Source organism: Variovorax sp. FG153 (assembly GCF_057809595.1).
This window is the reverse complement of the sequence record NZ_JBMDKG010000003.1, coordinates 54,927-75,932: the sequence shown is the minus strand read 5'-3', so window position 1 is coordinate 75,932 and position 21,006 is coordinate 54,927. Positions and strand designations below refer to the sequence as shown.

Annotated in this window: 20 protein-coding genes; 1 reads left to right on the top strand and 19 read right to left on the bottom strand. The window is 70.9% G+C overall.

Going from position 1 to position 21,006, the window contains the following annotated elements:
- Positions 1-8 precede the first annotated feature (8 nt).
- Both ACODT0_RS05585 and ACODT0_RS05580 read right to left on the bottom strand, forming a co-directional pair.
- On the bottom strand, positions 9-701 hold the full coding sequence (locus ACODT0_RS05585) for a TetR/AcrR family transcriptional regulator (protein ID WP_057590965.1): 693 nt from the start codon (positions 699-701) through the stop codon (positions 9-11).
- Positions 702-897: 196 nt separating this feature from the next.
- Complete coding sequence (locus ACODT0_RS05580; protein WP_057590961.1) at positions 898-1,656, bottom strand: SDR family oxidoreductase; 759 nt, start codon at positions 1,654-1,656, stop codon at positions 898-900.
- A gap of 129 nt (positions 1,657-1,785) precedes the next feature.
- Between ACODT0_RS05580 and ACODT0_RS05575 the strand changes: the two genes are divergently transcribed.
- Positions 1,786-2,673, top strand: coding sequence for a LysR family transcriptional regulator (locus ACODT0_RS05575; protein WP_489040814.1), 888 nt, complete (start codon positions 1,786-1,788; stop codon positions 2,671-2,673).
- 3 nt (positions 2,674-2,676) lie between these two features.
- Here the strand turns inward: ACODT0_RS05575 and ACODT0_RS05570 are convergent, their stop codons facing one another.
- The 17 genes from ACODT0_RS05570 to ACODT0_RS05490 all read right to left on the bottom strand — a co-directional run bounded on the left by ACODT0_RS05570 (position 2,677) and on the right by ACODT0_RS05490 (position 20,980).
- Positions 2,677-3,540 carry an isocitrate lyase/PEP mutase family protein gene (locus tag ACODT0_RS05570; protein WP_093354010.1) on the bottom strand — a complete coding sequence of 288 codons (864 nt, stop codon included), beginning with the start codon at positions 3,538-3,540 and terminating at the stop codon, positions 2,677-2,679.
- Entirely contained in the window at positions 3,537-4,952 is a 1,416-nt protein-coding gene (locus ACODT0_RS05565) for an FAD-dependent oxidoreductase (protein ID WP_489040813.1), read from the bottom strand. Before ACODT0_RS05565 ends, ACODT0_RS05570 begins: the two co-directional genes overlap by 4 nt.
- Entirely contained in the window at positions 4,949-5,563 is a 615-nt protein-coding gene (locus tag ACODT0_RS05560; RefSeq protein ID WP_296729161.1) for a cysteine hydrolase family protein, read from the bottom strand. Before ACODT0_RS05560 ends, ACODT0_RS05565 begins: the two co-directional genes overlap by 4 nt.
- Positions 5,560-7,614, bottom strand: coding sequence for a hydantoinase/oxoprolinase family protein (locus ACODT0_RS05555; protein WP_413761510.1), 2,055 nt, complete (start codon positions 7,612-7,614; stop codon positions 5,560-5,562). The genes ACODT0_RS05560 and ACODT0_RS05555 overlap by 4 nt, the downstream gene beginning before the upstream one ends.
- Complete coding sequence (locus tag ACODT0_RS05550) at positions 7,611-9,305, bottom strand: hydantoinase B/oxoprolinase family protein (protein WP_489040812.1); 1,695 nt, start codon at positions 9,303-9,305, stop codon at positions 7,611-7,613. The genes ACODT0_RS05555 and ACODT0_RS05550 overlap by 4 nt, the downstream gene beginning before the upstream one ends.
- Before the next feature lie 2 nt (positions 9,306-9,307).
- Positions 9,308-10,276 carry a tripartite tricarboxylate transporter substrate binding protein gene (locus tag ACODT0_RS05545; RefSeq protein ID WP_489040811.1) on the bottom strand — a complete coding sequence of 323 codons (969 nt, stop codon included), beginning with the start codon at positions 10,274-10,276 and terminating at the stop codon, positions 9,308-9,310.
- Positions 10,277-10,313: 37 nt separating this feature from the next.
- Complete coding sequence (locus ACODT0_RS05540) at positions 10,314-11,639, bottom strand: MmgE/PrpD family protein (protein ID WP_489040810.1); 1,326 nt, start codon at positions 11,637-11,639, stop codon at positions 10,314-10,316.
- Complete coding sequence (locus tag ACODT0_RS05535; RefSeq protein WP_261215027.1) at positions 11,629-12,150, bottom strand: LeuD/DmdB family oxidoreductase small subunit; 522 nt, start codon at positions 12,148-12,150, stop codon at positions 11,629-11,631. Before ACODT0_RS05535 ends, ACODT0_RS05540 begins: the two co-directional genes overlap by 11 nt.
- Positions 12,147-13,421: a 3-isopropylmalate dehydratase large subunit gene (locus ACODT0_RS05530; protein ID WP_208509322.1), complete on the bottom strand. Its 1,275-nt coding sequence runs from the start codon at positions 13,419-13,421 to the stop codon at positions 12,147-12,149. Before ACODT0_RS05530 ends, ACODT0_RS05535 begins: the two co-directional genes overlap by 4 nt.
- Positions 13,418-14,374, bottom strand: a complete 957-nt coding sequence (locus ACODT0_RS05525) for a tripartite tricarboxylate transporter substrate binding protein (RefSeq protein ID WP_057590950.1) — start codon at positions 14,372-14,374, stop codon at positions 13,418-13,420. The genes ACODT0_RS05530 and ACODT0_RS05525 overlap by 4 nt, the downstream gene beginning before the upstream one ends.
- Positions 14,375-14,411: 37 nt before the next feature.
- Positions 14,412-15,122 carry an ABC transporter ATP-binding protein gene (locus ACODT0_RS05520; protein WP_261215021.1) on the bottom strand — a complete coding sequence of 237 codons (711 nt, stop codon included), beginning with the start codon at positions 15,120-15,122 and terminating at the stop codon, positions 14,412-14,414.
- Positions 15,119-15,883 carry an ABC transporter ATP-binding protein gene (locus ACODT0_RS05515; protein ID WP_093353983.1) on the bottom strand — a complete coding sequence of 255 codons (765 nt, stop codon included), beginning with the start codon at positions 15,881-15,883 and terminating at the stop codon, positions 15,119-15,121. Before ACODT0_RS05515 ends, ACODT0_RS05520 begins: the two co-directional genes overlap by 4 nt.
- On the bottom strand, positions 15,876-16,853 hold the full coding sequence (locus ACODT0_RS05510) for a branched-chain amino acid ABC transporter permease (RefSeq protein WP_489040809.1): 978 nt from the start codon (positions 16,851-16,853) through the stop codon (positions 15,876-15,878). Before ACODT0_RS05510 ends, ACODT0_RS05515 begins: the two co-directional genes overlap by 8 nt.
- Complete coding sequence (locus ACODT0_RS05505) at positions 16,850-17,722, bottom strand: branched-chain amino acid ABC transporter permease (RefSeq protein WP_489040808.1); 873 nt, start codon at positions 17,720-17,722, stop codon at positions 16,850-16,852. The genes ACODT0_RS05510 and ACODT0_RS05505 overlap by 4 nt, the downstream gene beginning before the upstream one ends.
- 268 nt (positions 17,723-17,990) lie before the next feature.
- Entirely contained in the window at positions 17,991-19,193 is a 1,203-nt protein-coding gene (locus ACODT0_RS05500; protein WP_489040807.1) for an ABC transporter substrate-binding protein, read from the bottom strand.
- A 23-nt stretch (positions 19,194-19,216) separates the two neighbouring features.
- Positions 19,217-19,999, bottom strand: a complete 783-nt coding sequence (locus tag ACODT0_RS05495; protein ID WP_296729243.1) for a GntR family transcriptional regulator — start codon at positions 19,997-19,999, stop codon at positions 19,217-19,219.
- Between the two features lie 132 nt (positions 20,000-20,131).
- Positions 20,132-20,980 (bottom strand): fumarylacetoacetate hydrolase family protein, encoded by an 849-nt coding sequence (locus ACODT0_RS05490; protein ID WP_261215008.1) that lies wholly within the window; start codon positions 20,978-20,980, stop codon positions 20,132-20,134.
- Between the last annotated feature and the right edge of the window lie 26 nt (positions 20,981-21,006).

Below are 21,006 nucleotides of genomic sequence, written 5' to 3'. Positions count from 1 at the left end.
CCGCGCGCTCAGCGCACGGTCTTGAGGCGGCGCACGCGCGAGGGCGCGGCGGCAGCGGTCGGCGCGGGCGTCCCGGCCGCCGCATAGCGGCCGAGGATGTTGTCGAAGCCGGTATTGGCACGGCCGATGGAGCCGGGCACCCGCAGGAAGCGGGCCTCGTAGTGCAGCGCGAGGATCAGGCCGTGGATCTCGAACGCGACCTGGCGCTCGTCGGCATCGGCGTTGAGGTGGCCCTCCTCCTTCGACTGCACGATCGCGCGCAGCACGGCGGCCTGCCAGATCGAGACCGATTCCACCAGCGCGTCGCGCACCGGGCCCGGGCGGTCGTCGAATTCGGAAGCGCCGCTGATGTAGATGCAGCCCGAGTCGATCTCGGTCGAGGTGCGCTTCATCCAGTTGGCGAACATCGCACGCAGCCGCGGCAGGCCGCGGTCGGCCTCGATGGCGGGGAAGAACACTTCCTGCTCGAAGCGCGCGTGGTACTCGCGCACCACCGAGATCTGCAGCTCCTCGCGCGAGCCGAAATGGGCGAATACGCCCGACTTGCTCATCTTGGTGATCTCGGCCACGGCGCCGATCGACAGGCCCTCGAGCCCGATCTGCGCGGCCAGCGCCAGTGCGGCATCGACGATCACGGCCTTGGTCTGCTGGCCCTTCTGGGCGGCGCGGGCCGGCTTGGCGGAAACGGCATTGACGGACATCGTGGGACTTCCAGACAAAAACGAACGGTCGTTCTATTTTGCAGGGGCTTTCGATTCTTGGCCGGCAAAGACCTTGATTCAGCAAAGGTTATACCGCTCGCGTGGCAGTGGCGTGGCACTCCCCCACAAGCGAAACGCCCCGTGCGCACGAGGCGCACGGGGCGTTGCAGGGGAGCGGAAAGGCCGGGCCCGTCGATCAGAAGTCCTGCGCCACCGGCCGCAGCACCACCTCGTTGATGTCCACGTTCGCGGGCTGCTCCACCGCGTACACCACCGCGCGCGCCACCGAGTCCGAGGGGATCTGGCTGGCCTCGTAGAAGGCCTGCACGCCGGCGGCGGTCTCGGCATCGGTGGTGCCGAACTTCAGTTCGGACTCGACCGCGCCGGGCGAGACGATGGTCACGCGGATGCCGGTGTTGCCGACCTCCACGCGCAGGCCTTCCGAGATGGCGCGCACCGCGTACTTGGTGGCGCTGTAGACGGTGCCGATCGGCGTGAACACCTTGATGCCGGCGATCGAGGCCACGTTGACGATGTGGCCGCTGCCCTGCGCCTGCATGCGCGGCAGCACGGCGGCGATGCCGTAGAGCACGCCCTTGATGTTGACGTCGATGGTGCGATCCCATTCGTCGACCTTGAGCTTCTCGATCGGCGACAGCGGCATCACGCCGGCGTTGTTGACCAGCACGTCGATGCGGCCGAAGGCCTCGACGGTGGCGGCGGCGAGCCGCTCGAGGTCCTCGCGCTTCGCCACGTCGGTGGCGACCGCGATCGCCTCGCCGCCGGCCTCGCGGATCTCGGCGACCACCTTCTCGAGGCGGTCGGTGCGGCGCGCGGCCAGCACCACCTTCGCGCCGCGGGCGGCCAGGTGGCGGGCGGTGGATTCGCCGAGGCCGCTGCTGGCGCCGGTGACGATGGCAACCTTGCCGCGGATGTTGTCTTGAACGGAAGTCATGGTGTTTTCCTTGGGGTGGGCGTTGAAGAACTTGAAGAAGTGCATGCAGTGTGGAAAATCCGGGCGTTCCCGTAAATGAAACTCTCACGACTTCAGAATTCCTGATTCAGGAACACTCAACCCACCCCCATGTCGAACCGGCTCGAAGCCCTGCGCGTGTTCTGCGCCGCCGCCGATGCGGCCAACTTCCGCGATGCCGCGGTGCGCCTGGCGGTCTCGCCGCAGGTGGTCACGCGCGCCGTGCGCGAGCTCGAGGAGGAACTGGGCGAGCCGCTGTTCCACCGCAGCACGCGCGGCGTGCAGCTCACCGACTTCGGCCGCCAGCTCGCGCAACGCGCGCGCACCGCGGTCGGCGGGGTCGATGCGCTGTTCCACCGTACCGACCGGCGCGCGCTGTCGCAGCACGCGGGCACGGTGCGCGTCACCGCGCCCAACGTCTACGGCCGGCGGCTGATTCCCGAGGCGCTGGCGCCGATGCTGGCGGCGCATCCGGGGCTGGTGCTCGACCTGCGGCTGTCGGAGGAACATGCCGACGTGGTCGACGAGCAGATCGACATCGGCGTGCGCGCCGGCCCGATCCGCGATGCGCGCTTCGTCGCGCGCACGGTCGGGCGCATGCAGCTGCGCGTGGTGGCGGCGCCGGCGCTGATCGCGCGCACCGGTATCCCCGAGAACATCGAGGCGCTGCCGGGCTTTCCGCTCACCGCGCTGCTCGACCGCAGCGTGGGCCGGCCCTGGTCCTGGTTCTTCAGCAAGGGGCGGCAGATGCCGGTGGCGACACCGGCCTTCATCAGCGACGACGTGGAGGCCGAGTGCACCGCCGTGCGCGCGGGCCTGGGCTTCGGCCAGCTCGCGGGGCCGCTGGCCGAGCCGCTGATCGCGTCGGGCGAGCTGGTCGAGGTGCTCGAGGCCGAAGCGCCCGAGTCCTGGCCGATCCATGTCTACCGCTCGCAGCGCGCGCCGGTGCCGGCGCGCGTGCGGCTGGTCTACGACGAACTGGTGCGCGCGCTGCGCTGAGACCTACTCGTACTTCTGTCCTTCGAGCATCAGCTCGGGCGTGCCGATCACCGCGTTGAGCGCATCGAAGTCCAGCATCTGCGGCCGCCACGGCTGCGTGGTGCGGTGCCGGTGCAGGCTCGCGTAGTAGCCCTGCAGCGTGTGCGTCACGGCGCGCGCCGTACCGCCCGGAAAGATCGCGATGCGAAAGCCGTGCCGCTGCAGCGCGTCGGCATCCTCGATCGGCGTCTTGCCGCCTTCGACCATGTTCGCCAGCAGCGGCACGCGGTCGCCGAAGCGCCGGCAGGCCGCGTCCATCTGCTCGGGCGAGCGCAGCGCCTCGATGAAGAGCGCGTCCACACCGCAGGCGAGATAAGCCTCGGCGCGGTCGAGCGCGGCCTCCATGCCCTCGACCGCCACCGCGTCGGTGCGCGCGAGGATCAGGGTCTCGCTCGAGCTGCGCGCATCGAGCGCGGCCTTGAGCTTGCCGACCATCTCGCGCTCGGACACCACGGCCTTGCCGTCGAGGTGGCCGCAACGCTTGGGAAAGGTCTGGTCCTCGATCTGCACCATGGCCGCGCCCGCGCGCTCGAAGCCGCGCACGGTGCGCTGGGTGTTGAGCGCGTTGCCGAAGCCGGTGTCGGCATCGACGATCACCGGCACGCGCACGCGCTCGGTGATGCGCGCCAGCGTGTCGGCCACCTCGGTGAAGGTCGTGAGGCCGACGTCGGAGCGGCCGAGCCGCGTGTAGGCGATGGAGGCGCCCGAGAGGTACAGCGCCTCGAAGCCGGCCTGCTCGGCCACCAGCGCGCTGAGCGCGTCGTACACGCCGGGCGCGAGCACGATGTCGTTGCGCGCGAGCCGGGTCTTGAAAGAGGGATTCGTCATGCGGAGTTCGTCCTGGTTGGGATGGATGCGGCGAGCGTGCGCGCCGCGATGTAGCCGCCGGCCACGGCGCTCAAGAGGCCGTTGCCGGAGAGATAGCCCCAGACCGCGTCGCCCGACACGCCACCCGCCGCGCCGCCCGCGGCCAGCAGGTTGTCGAAAGGCGTGCCGTCGTGGCGCAGCACGCGCATGTCGGGTGCGATGTCGAGGCCGCCCTGGGTGTGGAACAGCGCGCCCGTGACCTTGACCGCGAGGTACGGTGCGTCGAGCCCGCGCGCGAACACGCGGCCATCGGGCGCGGGCGTGCCGGTGCGCATCGCGTCGAGCGTGGCCTGCAGCACCGCGGCCTCGCAGCCGATGCAGTCGGCCAGTGCGGCCACCGATTCGCAGCGCCGCACGGCGCCTGCCGCCTCGGCTTCGCGGAAATCGGGAAAGCCGCGCGCCAGCGCGAGCAGTGGCGCGTCGAACACGTTCCAGGCGATGCCGCCCGGCTGCGCGAGCACATGCACCGCGGCTTCGGAGTAGCCCTGGGTCTCGTCATGGAAGCGCCGGCCCTCGCGGTTGAGCTGCACGCCGCCTTCCATCATCACGGCCCAGGACATCAGCGCGCCCTGCGGCGTGACCCAGGAGCCATGGCCCTGGTAGCCGCCGAGGTCGCGCAACCGCGCGCCCAGCGCCTCGCCCCAGAGGATCGCGCTGCCGTCGTTGCCCACGTGGCCGCCGAACGCGGCCTCGGCCATCTCGGGCAGCAGCGCGCGCACCATCGGCGCGTTGCCGCCGAAACCGTTGCAGGCCAGCAGCAGCGCATCGCAGCCCAGCGTCTCGCGGCCGCCGTCGGGGCGCGCGTACTCGACGCCGACCACGCGGTCGCCGTCATCGAGCACCAGCGTGTCGACCAGCGCCTGCGTCAGCACCGGGATGCCCGCCGCCTCGGCGGCCGACTGCAGCGCCGCCATCAGCGCGGCGCCGGTCTTCTGCTCGAGCGCATGCATGCGGTGCACGCCATGGCCCGGATAAAGGAAGCCATCGAGCAGCAGCCACCGCAGCCCGTGCCGCGCCTGCAGCGCATCGAGCGCCGGGCCGATGGCCCCCGCATAGGCCGCGACCAGCGCGGGTGCCGCGCGGCCATGGGCCTTGGCCTGGATGTCGGCGGCGAAGCGCTCGGCGCTGTCGTCGAGCACGCCGTGCGCGCGCTGCGCGAGCGTGCCGGGCGCGGGGATGAAGCCCGAGGACAGCGCGCTCGATCCGCTGGGCAGCGCATCGCGCTCGAGCACCACGCAGTCCACGCCCGCATCGGCCAGCATCAGCGCGGCAGTGAGCCCGCAGGCGCCGCCGCCGACGATCGCCACCGGCACGCGCACCTCGGCCTCGACCGAGGCCGCGCGGCGCACCGGTCGCGACGGGTTCGAACTCATGCGAGCGACGCGGCGAAGGCCGCGCAGTCCGTCACCTCGGCCACGTTGCGCATGTCGGCCAGCGAGGTCTGGTGGCGCTCCTCGCCGAAGGCCGCGCAGCCGTCGGCCAGCACCAGCGTGCGGTAGTCGCGCATGTGCGCATCGCGCACCGTGCTCGCGACACCGCCGTTGGTGACGATGCCGCAGACCGCCACGGTGTCGATGCCCGCGCGGCGCAGCACCCAGTCGAGCTGGGTGTTGAAGAAGGCCGAGTACGCGACCTTGCTCACGTTCACGTCGACCAGGCCGGCCAGCGCATCGACGTTGGCCTGGCCCCAGCTGCCGGGCGCGAAGTCGCCCCTGGCGAGGTAGGGGCGCAGCGCCTTCAGGTGCGGCGACACCATCGGCTCGCCCGCGGCATCGGGCCACAGCGTGAACTGGCTCGCCACCACCATGCCGCCCGCGGCCTTGAGCGCGCGCGCCACCACGGCCACGCGCGCCGGCAGCAGCAGCGCCGGCGGGTTGGTGTCGCCGCCGCGCGCATAGGCGCCCCGGGCGTCGAGAAAATCGTTCTGCAGGTCGATGACGACCAGCGCGGTGCGTGCCGCGATCGGTTGCCTGGTTTCGCTCATGACAGCCTCACCAGAAGGTTGCCGTGCGCATCGACCTCGGCATGGAAGCCGGGTTCGAGCCACACGGTGGTGTCGGCCTGCTCGAGGATCGCGGGCCCCTCGATGCGCGCGGCCACCGGCAGTTCCAGGCGCGCATAGCGTTGCGCCTCGTGCCAGCGGCCGTCGTGGAACACGCGCTGCGTGCCCAGCGGCGCGGTGCTGCCCTTCCCCTCGGGCGCGAGCACCTTCAGGTCGAACTTGGGCCGCACGCCGATGCGCGCATAGCGCAGGTTCATCACGCGGATCGCGATGCCCTCGAGCACGCGGCCGAAGGCGGCCGTGTAGCTGGCCTCGAAGGCGGCGCGGATGGCGGCGGCCGTGAGCGGCGCGCTGCCGAGCACCACGGGCAGCGTGTGCGTCTGGCCCGCGTAGAGCATGTCGAGCGCGATCACCTCGCGCACCTCCTCGAAGCGCACGCCCGAGGAATCGAGGCGCTGCTGGCAGCTCGCGGCCAGCTCGTCGATGCGGCGCTGGACGTCCGCCACGTCGAGTTCGGCCAGCGGCTTGTTGAGGGTCTGCACCGCGTCGTGGCGCATGTCGGCGATCACGCAGCCCAGCGCCGAGGTCACGCCGGGATAGCGCGGCACGATGCCGGTGGCCACGCCGACCTCGCGCATCATCGCGCACACGTGCAGCGCGCCGCCGCCGCCGAAGGGCATGTAGGCGAAGCGGCGCGGATCGTGGCCGCGCTCGATCGACACCAGGCGAATGGCGCCGGCCATGCGTGCGTTGGCAACCGTGAGGATGGCCTCGGCGGCCGCATGCACGTCCAGGCCCAGCGGGCGCGCGACGTGTTCCTCGATGGCCTGGCGCGACTTCTCGCCGTCGAGCGCCGCGAGCAACCCGCCGCCCAGCGGCCGGTCCGCCGCGATACGGCCCAGCAGCACGTTGGCGTCGGTCACCGTGGGGCGCATGTTGCCGCGCCCGTAGCAGGCCGGGCCCGGCACGCTGCCGGCCGACTCGGGTCCCACCTGCAGCATGCCGCTCGCATCCACCGAGGCGATGGAGCCGCCGCCCGCGCCGATGGTCTCGATCTGGATCATCGGCGAGCGGATCACCATGCCGAACTCGATCGCGGTCTGCGCGGCCAGCGCGGCCTCGCCGTTGGCCACCAGCGAGACGTCGAACGAGGTGCCGCCCATGTCGCCGGTGATCGCGTTCGGAAAGCCGGCCGCGCGCGCGATGGCCGCGCAGGCGATCACGCCGGCCGCCGGGCCCGAGAGCGCGGTGCGCACCGGCAGGTCGCTCGCGGTCTGGCGCGACATCACGCCGCCGTTGCTCTGCACCACCAGCAGTTCGCCCGCGAAGCCCTGCGCGCGCAGGTCCGACTCGAGCCGGCCGAGGTAGCTGCCCACCACCGGCTGCAGCGCGGCATTGAGCGTGGCGGTCGAGCAGCGCTCGAACTCGCGGATCTCGGGCAGCACCTCGCTGGCCGATGTGACGTGCGGATTCGGCCAGAGCTCGCGCACCGCCGCGACCGCGAGCCGCTCGTTCGCCGGGTTGGCATAGGTGTTGATGAAGAACACGCAGACCGCCTCGCAGCCGGCCTCGAGCAGCGCGCGCGCCTCGGCGCGCACCTGGTCGAGATCGACCGCGGTGTGCAGGGTGCCATCGGCCAGCACGCGCTCGTCGACCTCGCGACGCAGGTCGCGCGGCACCACGGGCAGGAAGCTGCCGCGCAGGCCCCAGGTCTGGGGCCGGTCGCGGCGGCGCATCTCGAGCACGTCGCGGAAGCCGCGCGTGGTGATGATGCCGGTGCGCGCCACCTTGCGCTCGAGCAGCGCGTTGGTGCCGACGGTGGTGCCGTGCACGATGGTGGCGATGGCCGCGGCCGAGTCGGCCACGCGTGCCACGCCGTTCATGAAGCCGCGCGCTTCCTCGCCGCGCGTGGACGGCACCTTGACGATGCGCGCCGTGCCGTTCGCCTCGTCGAGCACGAACAGGTCGGTGAAGGTGCCGCCGACGTCGACGCCGACGACCAGGGAATTGCGGGGGTTGCCAGGGGAGCTCATTCGGATGCCTCGTCCTTGTCGTTCTTGTCGTTGCCGGTCGTCACATAGCCCATCGCGCGGTCGGCCGTGCGCTGCGCCGCGGGCCGCTCGGCGGCCTCGCCCCAGCCACCGCCACCCGGCGTCTCGAGCCGCACGCGCTCGCCGCGCTCGAGCCGGATGCCGCGCATCTTCGAGACCATCGGCGGCACGTGCCATTCGCCCGCATTCTCGTAGCGGAACACGTTGACCGCGCCTGCGCCGCCGCCCGCGATGCCCTTGGGCGGCGAGGTGCCGCGCTCGCCGAACACGAAGACCTCGGCGTCCTGCTCGAGCAGCTCGATCTCGTAGACGGCGCCGAGGCCGCCGCGATGCCGGCCGTCGCCGCCCGAGTCGGCGCGCAGCGACCATTCGGTGAAGCGCACCGGGTAGGCCGCCTCGAGGATCTCCAGCGGCGGAATGGTCGCGGTCGAGATCGGCGCATTGCCGTGCGAGAGCCCGTCGCCGCCCGAGTGGCCGCCATGGCCGCCGCCGAAGAAGCTGAACATCACCCAGCGCTGGCCCTCGCGGCCCTTGTCGCTGCGGTGGCCCGCGATCGACAGCGCGTTGATGGTGCCGTAGGCCTGCGCGACGGCGCGCGTGGGATCGGCCTGCGCGGCGGCGCTGAAGATCACGTCGATCATGCGCAGAATGGTCTCGGTATAGCCGCCGACCGGGCGCGGGCGCTCGGCGCTGATCACCAGCCGGTCGGGGATATCGAAGTCCACCGCGTCGAGCACGCCGGCATTGGCGGGCACGTCGGGGAACAGGTGCTTGAGCGCGACGTAGCAGGCCGCCACGGCGGTGGCGCGCGAGATGTTGACCGGCCCCGCGCATTGCGCCGAGGTGCGCGAGAAGTCGAGCCGCAGCCGGTCGCCGGCCACCGTCATGTCGAGCGCGATGGTCAGCGGCTCGTTCACGATGCCGTCGTTGTCGAGCAGGTCCTCGAAGCTGTAGCGGCCGTCGGGCAGCGAGGCGATGTGCGAGCGCATCAGCCGCAGCGCGCGGCCGCGCAGTTCGCCGAGCGCGGCCAGCACCAGGTCGTCGCCGTACTCGTCGAGCAGGCCGTTCAGCCGCTTCGCGCCGAGCTCGAGCGCCGCGAGCTGGCCGTTGAGGTCGCCCCACAGGCTGTCGGGCAGGCGCGTGTTGGCCTGCAGGATCGCGAGCACGTCGGCATCGAGCTTGCCGTCGCGCACGATGCGCACCGGCGGGATCTGCACCGCCTCCTGCCAGCACTCGGTGGCCGCGGGGTTGTAGTTGCCGGGCACCGCGCCGCCCACGTCGTGCCAGTGCGCGGCCGAGGCCATGTGGCAGTAGAGCTTGCCGTTGCGGAAGAAGGGCTTGACCAGCTTGAAGTCGTTGGCGTGCGTGCCGCCGTCGTAGGCATCGTTGCTGATCCAGATGTCGCCGTCCTTCATGCCGCCGCGCGGCGCGGCCGCGGCGACGGTGGCGCGCACGGCGAAGGCCATGGCGCCGACGAACACCGGCAGGCCCGACTTGCCCTGCACCAGCGTGTCGCCGCTGGTCGCGTCGTACAGGCCGTGGCAGGCGTCGTGCGCCTCGGCGATGATGGGATTGAACGCGCTGCGGTAGAGCGTGGCGTCCATCTCGTCGGCCACCTGCTCGAGGCGGCCGCGCAGCACGGCGAGCGTGACGGGGTCGAGTGTGTCGTTCATGTTCAGTCCACCTTCGCGCCGCTGGTCTTCACGACCTTGGCCCACTTGTCGATTTCCTTCTTCACGTGGGCGGCGAATTCCGCCTGCGTGGAACCCACCGGCTCGGCGCCGAGCGCGGCCAGCTTCTCGCGCACCTCGGGCAGCTTGAGGATGCGCTGCACCTCGGCCGAGAGCTTGTCGACCACCGGCTGCGGCGTGCCCTTGGGCGCGAACAGGCCCGACCAGGCATCGGCATAGAAGCCCGGGTAGCTCTCGGCGATGGTCGGCAGATCGGGCAGCGAAGGCGAACGGCGCAGGCTGGTGAGCGCGATCGCGCGCAGCTTGCCGGCCTTGACGTGCGGCAGCGCCGAGGGCAGCCCGTCGACCATCATCTGCACCTGGCCGGCCAGCAGGTCGGACACCGCGGGCGCGCTGCCCTTGTAGGGCACGTGCGTGATGTCGACGCCGGCCTCGGCCTTGAGCATCTCCATGCCCAGGTGCGCGGCCGTGCCGTTGCCCAGCGAGGCGTAGTTGAGCTTGCCGGGCTCCTTCTTCGCGAGCGCGACCAGCTCGGCCAGGTTCTTCGCGGGCACCGAGGGATGCACCACCAGCACGTTGGGCACCACGGCCACCTGGCTGATGGCGACGAAGTCGGCCACCGGGTCGTAGGGCATCCTGCTGTAGAGCGAGGTGTTGATGGCATGCGAGCCGGTCACGCCCATCACCAGCGTGTAGCCGTCGGCCGGCGCCTTGGCCACGAGGTCCGAGCCCACGTTGCCGCCCGCGCCCGCGCGGTTGTCGACCACCACGGGCTGGCCCCAGCGCTCGCTCATCTTCACCGCGACCAGCCGCGCCGCGGCATCGGTGGCGCCGCCCGGCGGGAAGGGCACGACGATGCGGATCGCCTTGTCGGGAAAGCCGCCGGCCTGGGCGGCGGCGACGAGCGGCAGGCACACGAGCAGCGTGCTGGCGAGATAGCGCAGGAGTTTCATGGTGGGTGGGGCGTGAAGGTGGTGAAGAGGAATCGGGTCAGAGCCGTTGCCACAGCGCGCCGAGCGCGGTGCCGGCGGGCGCGTCGAGCACGCCGTCGCAGAAGGCCTGGGAGCGCGCGGGCGCGACGGACTGCGCGGCGTAGTGCTTGAACTTGGCGACCAGGGTCGCGCGGTCGAGCGGATGGTCGGCGTCGCCCGCGATGGTGGTCACGCTCTCTTCGTGCGTGCCGCCGTCGTGCGTCAGCGCGAGCGTGGCGCCGCGCTCGCGGCGCGCCGTGAGACCGGCGTCGACCTCGAGCTCGACCAGTGCCTCGAGCCGGCGCAGCTCGGCGTCGTCGAAGCGCGGCGCGGCATAGACCGAGGGATCGACGTCGCCGAAGCGCAGCATCGCCGCGAGGCCGAAGCTCAGGCTGAACTGCGCCTGGATCGGCGTGCGCGGCGCGCGGTTGCCGCAATAGACGATCGCCTCCTCGTAGACCGTGAGCACGATGCGGCGGACGCCCGCGGTGTCGCCGGCCAGCCGCTCGCGCAGGGCGCGCGCGGCGGTCGCACCGTAGTGCACGTGGCGCACGGCCGCGAAGGGCTTGAGGTAGGCGTCGCGCAGCAGCAGCGTCGATGCATCGGGCAGCGGCTGCGCGGCGGTCGCCGCGTGGTTCGCCGCATAGTGCGCCAGCGCGCCCTCGGGCGCGTCGATGCCGGCCGCGCTCGCGAAGGCCGCCTGCAGTCCCAGCGAGGCGCTGTGTCCCAGGTAGGTGTTGCGGGCGGTGCGGCCCTGCGCCACCGGCAGGTAGAGGCTGGTGGCGAGCTGGCAGGCCGCGATGTCGATGGCCTGCACGATGGCCTCGGGCGCCAGGCCCAGCAGCCGCGCCGCGCCCGCCGCCACGCCGAGCGCGGGCCAGTTGGCGTCCACATGCATGCCGGGGCGGATGCGCAGCCAGGCGCCGCAGCGCGCGCCGACCTCGTAGCCGAGCACGAAGGCATCGACGAAGTCGCCGATGCTGGCATCGCGCCGCAGCGCGAGCGGCAGCAGCGCCGCCACCAGCGGCACGCCGGGCCGGCCGTGCGCGAGCGCATGGCCCTCGCAGGCCTCGTCCCAGGTCGCGGCCATGGCGATGACCTGCGCGGCCGCCTGCACGGCCAGCGACGGGCCGGCGGGAAAGGCGAAGCCGCCGGGTTCGCAGGCGGCGAGCGCGGCCTCGAGCCGGCGCACCTCGTCCGCCTGCCGGCCCGCGAGCGCGCAGCCGACGGTGTCGACCAGCAGCCGGCGCGCCTGCGCGGCGGCTTCGGCATCGGCCGGCCGCGCCGCATGCAGCGCCACCACGGCCTGCAGCACCGCGCGTCGTGGATCGATGTCAGGCGGCATCGGCTTCCTTCTTCGCCGCCATGCGACGGCGCAGCAGCGGCAGCAGGCCACCGGCCTCGACCATCTCGGTCAGGAAGCCCGGCACGGGTTCGCAGGCCAGCGTGCGCCCGTCGGCGCCGCGCAGCGCGGGCGTGCCGATGTCGAGCGCGATCTGTTCGCCGTCGTGCAGCGACTCGGCCTCGGCGCAGGTCAACAGCAGCAGGCCGACGTTGAAGGCATTGCGGAAATAGAGCCCGCTGTACGAGGGCGCGATCACCGCGGCCACGCCCAGCTGCACCAGCACGGCCGCGGCCTGCTCGCGCGAGGAGCCGATGCCGAAGTTGGGGCCGGCCACGATCACGTCGCCCGCTCGGACCTCGCGCGCGAACTCGGGGCGGATGGCTTCGAGGCAGTGCTGCGCGATGCGGTCGATGCCATGCTTCATCGCATGGCCGGGCGCGAGCGCGTCGGTGTCGATGTCGGCGCCCAGGCGCCATACCCGGTGCAGACGGTGCAGGTCCCGGTCACTCATGCCAGCACCTCGCGCGGATCGGTCACGCAACCACGCAGCGCGGCGGCCGCCACGGTGTAGGGCGAGCCCAGGTAGACCTGCGCGGTCGGCGAGCCCATGCGGCCCTTGAAGTTGCGCGCGGTGGTCGAGATGACGGTGATGTCGTCGCCCATCGGATCGCCATAGCCCGAGCAGGCGCCGCAGGCGGTGGGGAACAGCTCGGCGCCGGCCTCCATCAGCACCTGCAGCACGCCCTCCTCGCGCGCCTGCTCCTGGTCGCGCAGGCTCGCGGGCGCCACGATCAGGCGGATGCCGTTCGCGACCTTGTGGCCGCGCAGCACCTGCGCGGCGGCGCGCAGGTCGTCGAGCTTGGCGCCGGTACAGGCGCCGATGTAGGCCACGTCGACCGGCGTGCCGACGAAGCGGCTCACGCCATGCGCATTGGCCGGGCTGTGCGGCGCCGCCACATGGGGTTCGAGCGTGGCGGCATCGAAGCGGTGGTCGGTGAGCGCGGCATCGGCGTCGGTGAACCACGGCGCCATGTCGACCGGCGGCGCACCGGCACCGGCCAGGAACGCGGCCGTGGTGGCATCGGGCGCGATCAGCCCGGCCTGCGCGCCGAGCTCGGCGCTCATGTTCGAGAGCGTCATGCGCTCCTGCATCGACAGCGCGACCACCGCCGGCCCCGCGAACTCCACGGCCTGGTAGCGGCCGCCGTTCATGCCGAAGCGGCCGATCATGTGCAGCATCATGTCCTTGGCGGTCACGCCCGCGGGCAGCGCGCCGTCCCACCACATGCGCAGGGTCTCGGGCACGCGCAGCCAGATCTCGCCCGTGACCACCACGCCGAGCATCTCGGTGCTGCCGACGCCGAACATGTAGGCGCCGAAGGCACCGCCCGTGGGCGAGTGCGAATCGCCGCCCACGCACAGCATGCCGGGGCGGATGTGGCCGTGCTGCGGCACCACCACGTGGCAGATGCCCTGGCTGTCGTAGACGTGCGGCAGCTGCTGGTCGCGCGCCCAGTCGCGCGCGATGCGCACGATGCGGCGCGAGTCGTCGTCGCGCTCGGGCACGTAGTGGTCCATCACGAGCACCACGCGCGAGCGGTCCCAGATCTGCGCGCCCAGTTCCTCGAGCATCGGCTGCAAGCGGCGCGGTCCCGAGGAGTCGTGGAACATCGCGAGGTCGACGCCGCAGGTCACGATCTCGCCCACCGCCACCCGCTCGCGGCCGCTGGCGCGCGCGATGAGCTTCTGCGCCAGGGTCTGTGCTGAAGCCGTCGAGGTCATTCGGGCTTGGCTCCCGAGAACTTGACCACCTTGGCCCAGCGCACGATCTCGCTCTGCACGAAGGCCGAGAACTGCTCGCTCGAATTGCCGACGGGGATCGCGCCCTCGATCTCGAGGCGCTGGCGCATGTCGGCCTGCTGCAGCGCATGGCGCGCGGCATCGCCGATCTGTTTGATGCGCTCGGCGGGCATGCGCGCGGGGCCGAACAGGCCGAACCAGGCGCTCGATTCGTAGCCGGGCAGCGCCTCGGCGATGGCCGGCACCTCGGGGAAGGCCGGCAGCCGCTTCGCCGTGGTCACGCCCAGCGCCTTGAGCTTGCCGGCCTGGATGTGGGCCTTGACGTTGCCCACGGCCGCGAACATCAGCTGCACCTGGCCCGCGAGCACGTCCTGTACCGCTGGCGAGGTGCCCTTGTAGGGGATGTTCACGATGTCCACGCCCGACTGCATCTTGAAGGCCTCGCCCGCCATGTGCAGCGAGGAGCCCACGGCGCCGATCGCGAAGTTGAGCTGGCCCGGCTTCGCCTTGGCGAGCGCGATCAGCTCGCGCACGTCCTTCGCGGGCACCGAGGGATGGGCCACGAGGATCGAGGGCGAGGTCGCGACGCAGGTGAGCGCGGTGAAGTCCTTGACCGGATCGAAGGGCAGGCTCGGATAGAGCGTGGCATTGATCGCATGGCTGGTGAAGCTCATCAGCAGCGTGTTGCCATCGGGCGCGGCCTTGGCCACGGCATCGGCTGCGATGTTGCCGCCCGCGCCGGGCTTGTTCTCGACGATGACGTTGCGGCCCAGCGCCGGGCCCATGCTCACGGCCAGCGAGCGCGCCAGCGTGTCGGTGGAGCCGCCCGCGGGCGCGCCGACCAGGATGCGCACCGGCGCGCCGCCGATCTGCGCCAGGCTGTGGCCGGCCCATGCCGCGGCCAGCGACGAAAGGAGGATGTCGCGTCTTTTCATGTGTTGTTCTCCGGAAGAGATCGTGGAGGGAAGCGCCTCAGAGTCCCAGGTAGGCACGCCGCAGTTCGTCGCTCACGAGCAGCTCGCCGGGCAGGCCCGAGAAGCGCACGCTGCCGTTCTCGAGCACGTAGGCGCGGTCGGCGATCTCGAGCGACTGGCCGACGTTCTGCTCGACCAGCAGCACGGCCAGGCCGCCATCGCGCAGCTCGCGGATCAGCGTGAACATCTCCTCGACCAGCAGCGGCGAGAGGCCCAGCGAAGGCTCGTCGAGGATCAGCAGCACCGGCTCGGCCATCAGCCCGCGCGCGATGGCCAGCATCTGCTGCTCGCCACCGCTCATGGTGCCGGCATGCTGGTCCATGCGCTCGCGCAGGCGCGGGAACAGCGCGAACGATTTCTCGAGGTTCTGCGCGCGGCGCTCGCGCGCCCGCGTGAACGAGCCGAGCTCGAGGTTCTCGCGCACGCTGAGGTTGGGAAACACCTTGCGGCCCTCGGGCACCTGGATCAGACCGGCCTTGACGACGTCGCGGTAGTGCGCGCCGCTCAGGTCCTTGCCGTCGAAGCGCACCGTGCCGCCCCAGGCCGGGGTGAGGCCGCAGACCATCTTGTTGAGGGTGGACTTGCCCGCGCCGTTGCTGCCGAGCAGCGCGACCATCTCGCCGGCGTTCACCTTCAGGTCGACGCCGCGCAGCACCTCGACGCGGCCATAGCCGCCGCGCAGCCCTTCGATTTCCAGCAAAGCGCTCATGCTGCGGCTCCCGTTGCGGCCTTGCGCAGCCGCGCCGCGGTGCCGTGGCCCAGGTAGGCCTCGACCACCCGGTCGTCGGAGGTCACCTGCGCCGGGCTGCCCTCGGCGATCAGCTGGCCCTGTGCCAGCACCCAGACATGCTCGGCGAGGTTCATCACGGCCTGCATCACGTGTTCGATCATCAGCACGGTCACGCCGCTCGCGGCGATGCCGCGCACCACCGGCATCATCTCGGCGATCTCCTGCGGGTTGAGGCCGGCGAGCACCTCGTCGAGCAGCAGCAGGCGCGGCCGGGTGGCGAGCGCGCGCGCGAGCTCGAGGCGCTTGCGGCCGGCCACGGTGAGGTCGGAGGCGGGCTTGTCGAGCTGCGGCGCGAGGCCCACGCGTTGCGCCACGGCCTCGGCCTCGCGCAGCGCCTCGGTGCGGCCGCGCAGGTGCAGGTGGGCGCCGACCGCGATGTTCTCGCGCACGGTCTGCGCGGCGAAGGGCTTCACGATCTGGAAGGTGCGGGTCATGCCGAGCGCGGCATTGCGGTGCGGCTCGCGGCCGGTGATGTCCTGGCCCGCGAAGCGCACGCTGCCGGCGTCGGGCTTGAGGAAGCCCGACATCAGCGCGAACAGCGTGGTCTTGCCGGCGCCGTTCGGACCGATCAACGCGCTGAGGCTGCCTTCGCGCACGGCGAGGCTCACGTTCTGCACCGCCTTGAGCCCGCCGAAGGAACGCGAGACGCCCTCGAGCACCAGCAGGGAAGCGTCACTCATCACGGCCTCCCTTCGCGTTCCAGAGCTGCCGCACCGACTGGCCGATGCCCGCGATGCCGCGCGGCACGAAGATCACGATCAGCACGAGCACGGTGCCGTAGATCACCATGTTGATGCCCGGCAGCTCGCCGAACAGGTTGCGCGTGAAGTCCGACAGCAGGTGCAGCACCACCGCGCCGAGCACCGGGCCCCACACGGTGCCCATGCCGCCGACGATGGCCGCCACCAGCGCCTCGACCGACACGGCCGGGCCGTAGGCGATGCCGGCATCGATGTACTGGAACACCTGCACGTAGAAGGCACCGGCCGCGCCCATGAAGGCGGCCGACAGGCCGATGGCCGCGAGCTTGACGCGCAAGGGGTCGACGCCGACGGCGCGCGCCGCGTCCTCGTTGTCGCGCACCGCCTGCAGGTAGGCGCCGAAGCGGCCATTGCGCAGCCAGCAGGTGACGAGCAGCGCCACCACGACCATCGCGAGCACCACCCACAGGTAGCCGGCACGCGTGGCGAACTGCAGGTTGGCGACCGACTCGCGCAGCGGCACCATCAGGCCGACGCCGCCGCCCGTGAAGTCGACCGACAGCGCGAGGATGCGGAACACCTCGGCGAAGGCCAGCGTGACCAGCGCGAAGTAAGAGCCCTTGAGGCCGTAGCGAAAGCTCAGCGCGCCGATGAAGAGGCCGACCAGCGCGGCACCTGCGATGGCCAGCGGCAGCGCGACCCAGGCGTTGATGCCGCCCTGCAGCTGCGCGATGGCCTGGATGTAGGCACCGGTGCCGAAGAACAGCGCGTGGCCGAACGAGAACTGGCCGCCGAAGCCGCCGAGGATGTTCCAGGCCTGAGCGATCAGCGTGGCGTAGAGCGCCATCATCACGAAGTTGAGCGTGACGCCCGAGGTCGTGACCAGCGGCACGCACGCCACCAGCACGGCGAACAGCGCGATGCCCGCGAGTTGCTTCGCCGCGCTCATGCCTTGGCTCCGAACATGCCCTGCGGCCGGAACAGCACCACGCCGATGAAGATCGCGAAGATGCCGATCTGTCCCAGCGATTCGCCGAGGTAGAGGCCGCCGAGCGACTCCACCACGCCGACCAGGAAGCCGCCGATCAGCGCGCCGACGAAGCTGCCCATGCCGCCGAGCACGACGATGGTGAAGGCCACGAGCACGAAGCTGCCTCCCACCTGCGGGTTGACGTAGTAGGCCGGCAGCAGGAAGCAGGCGGCCGCGCCGAGGCAGGCCAGGCCGATGCCGAAGCTCATGGCGTAGACATGGTCGACGTCGATGCCCATGAGCTTGGCGCCCTCCTTCTCCTTGGCGACGGCGCGGATGGCGCGGCCGAGGTCGGTGCGGCCCATGATCCAGAACAGGATGCCCGAGACCACGAGCGCGCCCGCGAAGGCCACCAGCTTGGGCACGGCGATCATCGCGGGGCCGATGGCCACGGTGCTCAGCGAGTAGGCGGTGTCGATGTTGCGCGTGTCGGACTTGAAGAACAGCAGCGCGAGGTTCTCCATCACGATCGCGATGCCGAGCGTGGCGAGCAGGATGTTCTCGTCCTTGCCGTGGCCCGCGCGGTTGATCACCACGCGCTGCAGCGCATAGCCGAGCGCGAACATGCCCAGCACCACCACGGGCAGCGCGAGGTAGGGATCGATGCCCAGCCGCTCCTTGAGGAAGTACACCGCGTACAGCGCCACCATCAGGCAGGCGCCGTGCGCGAAGTTGATGATGTGCAGCACGCCGTAGATCAGCGTGAGGCCCAGCGCGATCAGTGCGTAGACGGCGCCTGTCGTGAGGCCGTTGAGCACCGAGGGGAAGAGGATGCTGGGGTCTAGCATTTGGGGAACGTGCTCTCGTTTTGGAGACCGCCCGGCATGCGGTGCGGGTCGAGCGACCCCACTGCGCCGGCCGCTTCGCGGCTGCCCTGCGGTGCTCGCGTTTCGCGGGGTCTCGCAGAACTCGCTTCGCTCAAACAGCTGCGAGCCCTGATCCGCGAAACGCTGCGCTCCTCGGCGGCGCAGAGGGGATCGCCCGCCCCGCACCACATGCCGGGCTCCGCGCCTGATCGACGGCCGCAGGGCCCCCTAGGGATCACTTTTCTCACGCTCATGCCTTCAGCGGGAACAGCGGCTCCACCTCGCGGTAGTCGCGCGGGATGATGACCTTGATGTCGTTCTTCACCACCTGCGTCATCAGCGGCTGCGCGCCCTCGTTCTGGCCATTGACGAACTTCGTGGGGCCATAGGGCATGAAGTGGTTCGAGAAGGTGCTCTTCTCGAGGGCGTCGACGATCGCGGCGCGCTCGCCCGACCTGGCGCGTTCCAGCGCATCGGCCAGCAGCCACATCGAGGCATAGGTCATGAAGACCTCGTAGCTGAAGAACTGGCCCCTGGCCTCGACGCGCTTGCGCAGCTCCTGCGCGCGCTTGTCCCTGGGATTGAACCAGTGGTTGCAGTCGATGATGCCGTTGGCCGCGTCGGGAAACTCCTTCACGAACTTGTAGCTCGAGGCCGCGCCGCCGAGCACCGAGAAGATCGCCTTGGGCACCACCTTCTGCTGCTGCATGGTGCGCACCAGCAGCGCGTACTCGTTGTAGTAGTTGGCCGGGATCACGATGTCGGGGTTGATCGACTTCATGCGCAGCACGATGTTGTTGAAGTCGCGCGTGGGGTTGGCGTGCTTCACCACCTCCTTCACCTCGAAGCCGTAGCCCGGCAGCTCGCGCGCCAGCAGCTGCGCGGTGCCGGCGCCGAACAGCGACTCCTCGTGGATCACCATCACGGTCTTGGCCGGGTTGCCCGCGGCCTTGTTGAGCACCAGCAGGTTGGCCATCGCGACCTCGGTCGACTTGCGGTAGCCGGGGCCGAAGCGGAAGGTGTTCTTCAGGCCGCGTTCGACGATCTGGTCGGCCACGCCCACGTCGACCACGTGCGGCAGGTTGTACTTGGCCGCGGCCTGCGTGGTGGCCAGGCAGATCGCCGAGGCGTAGGCGCCGACGATGGCGCTGACGCCGGCCTCGTTCATCTTCTCGACCTCGGCCGCGCCCGCCTGCGGCTGCGACTGCGCGTCGCCCAGCAGGGCCTCGAGCTTCGCGCCGCCGAGCGACTTGATGCCGCCCGCGGCATTGATGTCCTCGATCGCGAGCTGCGCGCCGAGCCGGCACTGCTGGCCCGAGTAGGCGAGCGCGCCCGTCACCGGGTGCAGCACGCCCACCTTCAGCGGCTTGGGTTGGGCCCCGCCGATCAGCGGGAAGGCGAGCGCGGAGGCCAGGGTGGCGGACTGCGAAACGAAGCGGCGGCGGGTCTGCATGGGGCGTTTCCTTTTCTTTGTCTTCAGTTGAACTTGGCCGACACGTCCCGGCTGACCCAGACCTTGGCGTCGATGCTGCCGACGCGGGACAGTTGCATCTCGTAGGTGTAGCGGTCGGGACGGTAGAAGCCGTGCAGCCACTGCACCGGGCGCTCGTCTTCGTCGTAGATCAGGCGGCGCACCGCGAGCAGGGCCGAGCCGACCGAGACGTCGAGGTGCTGCGCGAGCACGTTGTCGGCCAGGCGCGCGGAGATGGTCTGGTGGGCCCGGCCCACCTTCACGCCCGACTCCTCGAGCAGCACCAGGATCGGCTTCTTCGAGAGCTCGCGGCGGCCGAAGCGGCGCGCGATCGTGTCGGGCACGTAGGTCGTGATGTGCGAGAGCGGGCCTTCGCGCGTGGACCGCACGCGCACCGCCTTCTGCACCGGGTCGCCGAGCTGCAGCTGCAGCGCCTCGGCCACCTGCGAGGAGGCCGTGATGGTCGCGACCTCGAGCACCTTGACCGAGGTGTGCAGGCCCATGGTGACGAGGTTCTCGAGCAGGCCGCGCAGGTTGGCGCGCTCGCTGGCCGGCGCGCTCGGCGCCTCGCCCGCGACCGGGCCGATGGGCCGCGTGCGGCGGCCCGGCGTGCGCGAGATCAGCCCTTCGGCGGCGAGCTGCTCGAGCGCGCGCCGCACGGTGACGCGCGCCACGCCGAACTGCTGCATGAGCGCGAGCTCGCCCGGCAGCCCGTCGGCGGCGAAGCGGCCCTCATGCAACTGCTCCCGCAGCACCAGGTAGATCTGGTGGTACTTGGGCAAGGGCATCTGCGACATGCAGGCGATGTTTTTGCAGTTTCAATGTTCTGTCAATGGGACATTTGAACGTGCGCGGAAACGAAAACGGCCCCCCAAGGGGCCGTCGATGGCGGGAAGCGAGAGGCCCGGCTGCCGCCGGACTCAGAGCTTGAAGGGCACCACTTCCTGGCGCTGCTCGCCCAGGCCCTCGATGCCGAGCGCCATCACGTCGCCCTTCTTGAGGAACAGCGGCGGCTTCATGCCCATGCCCACGCCGGGCGGGGTGCCGGTGGTGATCACGTCGCCGGGTTCCAGCGTCATGAACTGGCTCACGTAGCTCACGATCTTCGCCACGCTGAAGATCATGGTCTTGGTGCTGCCGGTCTGCACGCGCTGGCCGTTGAGGTCGAGCCACATCGCGAGCTTCTGCGGGTTCTCGACCTCGTCGCGCGTCACCAGCCAGGGGCCGATGGGGCCGAAGGTGTCGCAGCCCTTGCCCTTGTCCCAGGTGCCGCCGCGCTCGATCTGGAACTCGCGTTCGCTGACGTCGTTGATGACGCAGTAGCCGGCCACGTGGTCGAGCGCGCTCTTCTGCGAGACGTAGCGCGCGCGCGTGCCGATGACCACGCCGAGCTCGACTTCCCAATCGCTCTTGACCGAGCCCTTGGGCAGCATCACGGGATCGTTCGGACCCTGGATGCAGCTCGTGGCCTTCATGAAGACCACGGGTTCCTTGGGCACCGGCAGGCCCGACTCAGCCGCATGGTCGGCGTAGTTGAGGCCGATGGCGATGAACTTGCCGACGCGGGCCACGGGGCTGCCGTAGCGCGGCTTGCCCTTGACCAGCGGCAGCTTGTCGGTCTTGATCTTGCGCAGCTTGGCGATGGCGGCATCGCCGAGCTGCTCGGGACCGATGTCCTTGACGACGGCGCTCAGGTCGCGCAGCTGGCCGTTGGCGTCGACGAGGCCCGGCTTCTCCTTGCCGGGGTTGCCGTAGCGGACGAGTTTCATGCTTGCTTTTCCTTGGGTGGTTGGAT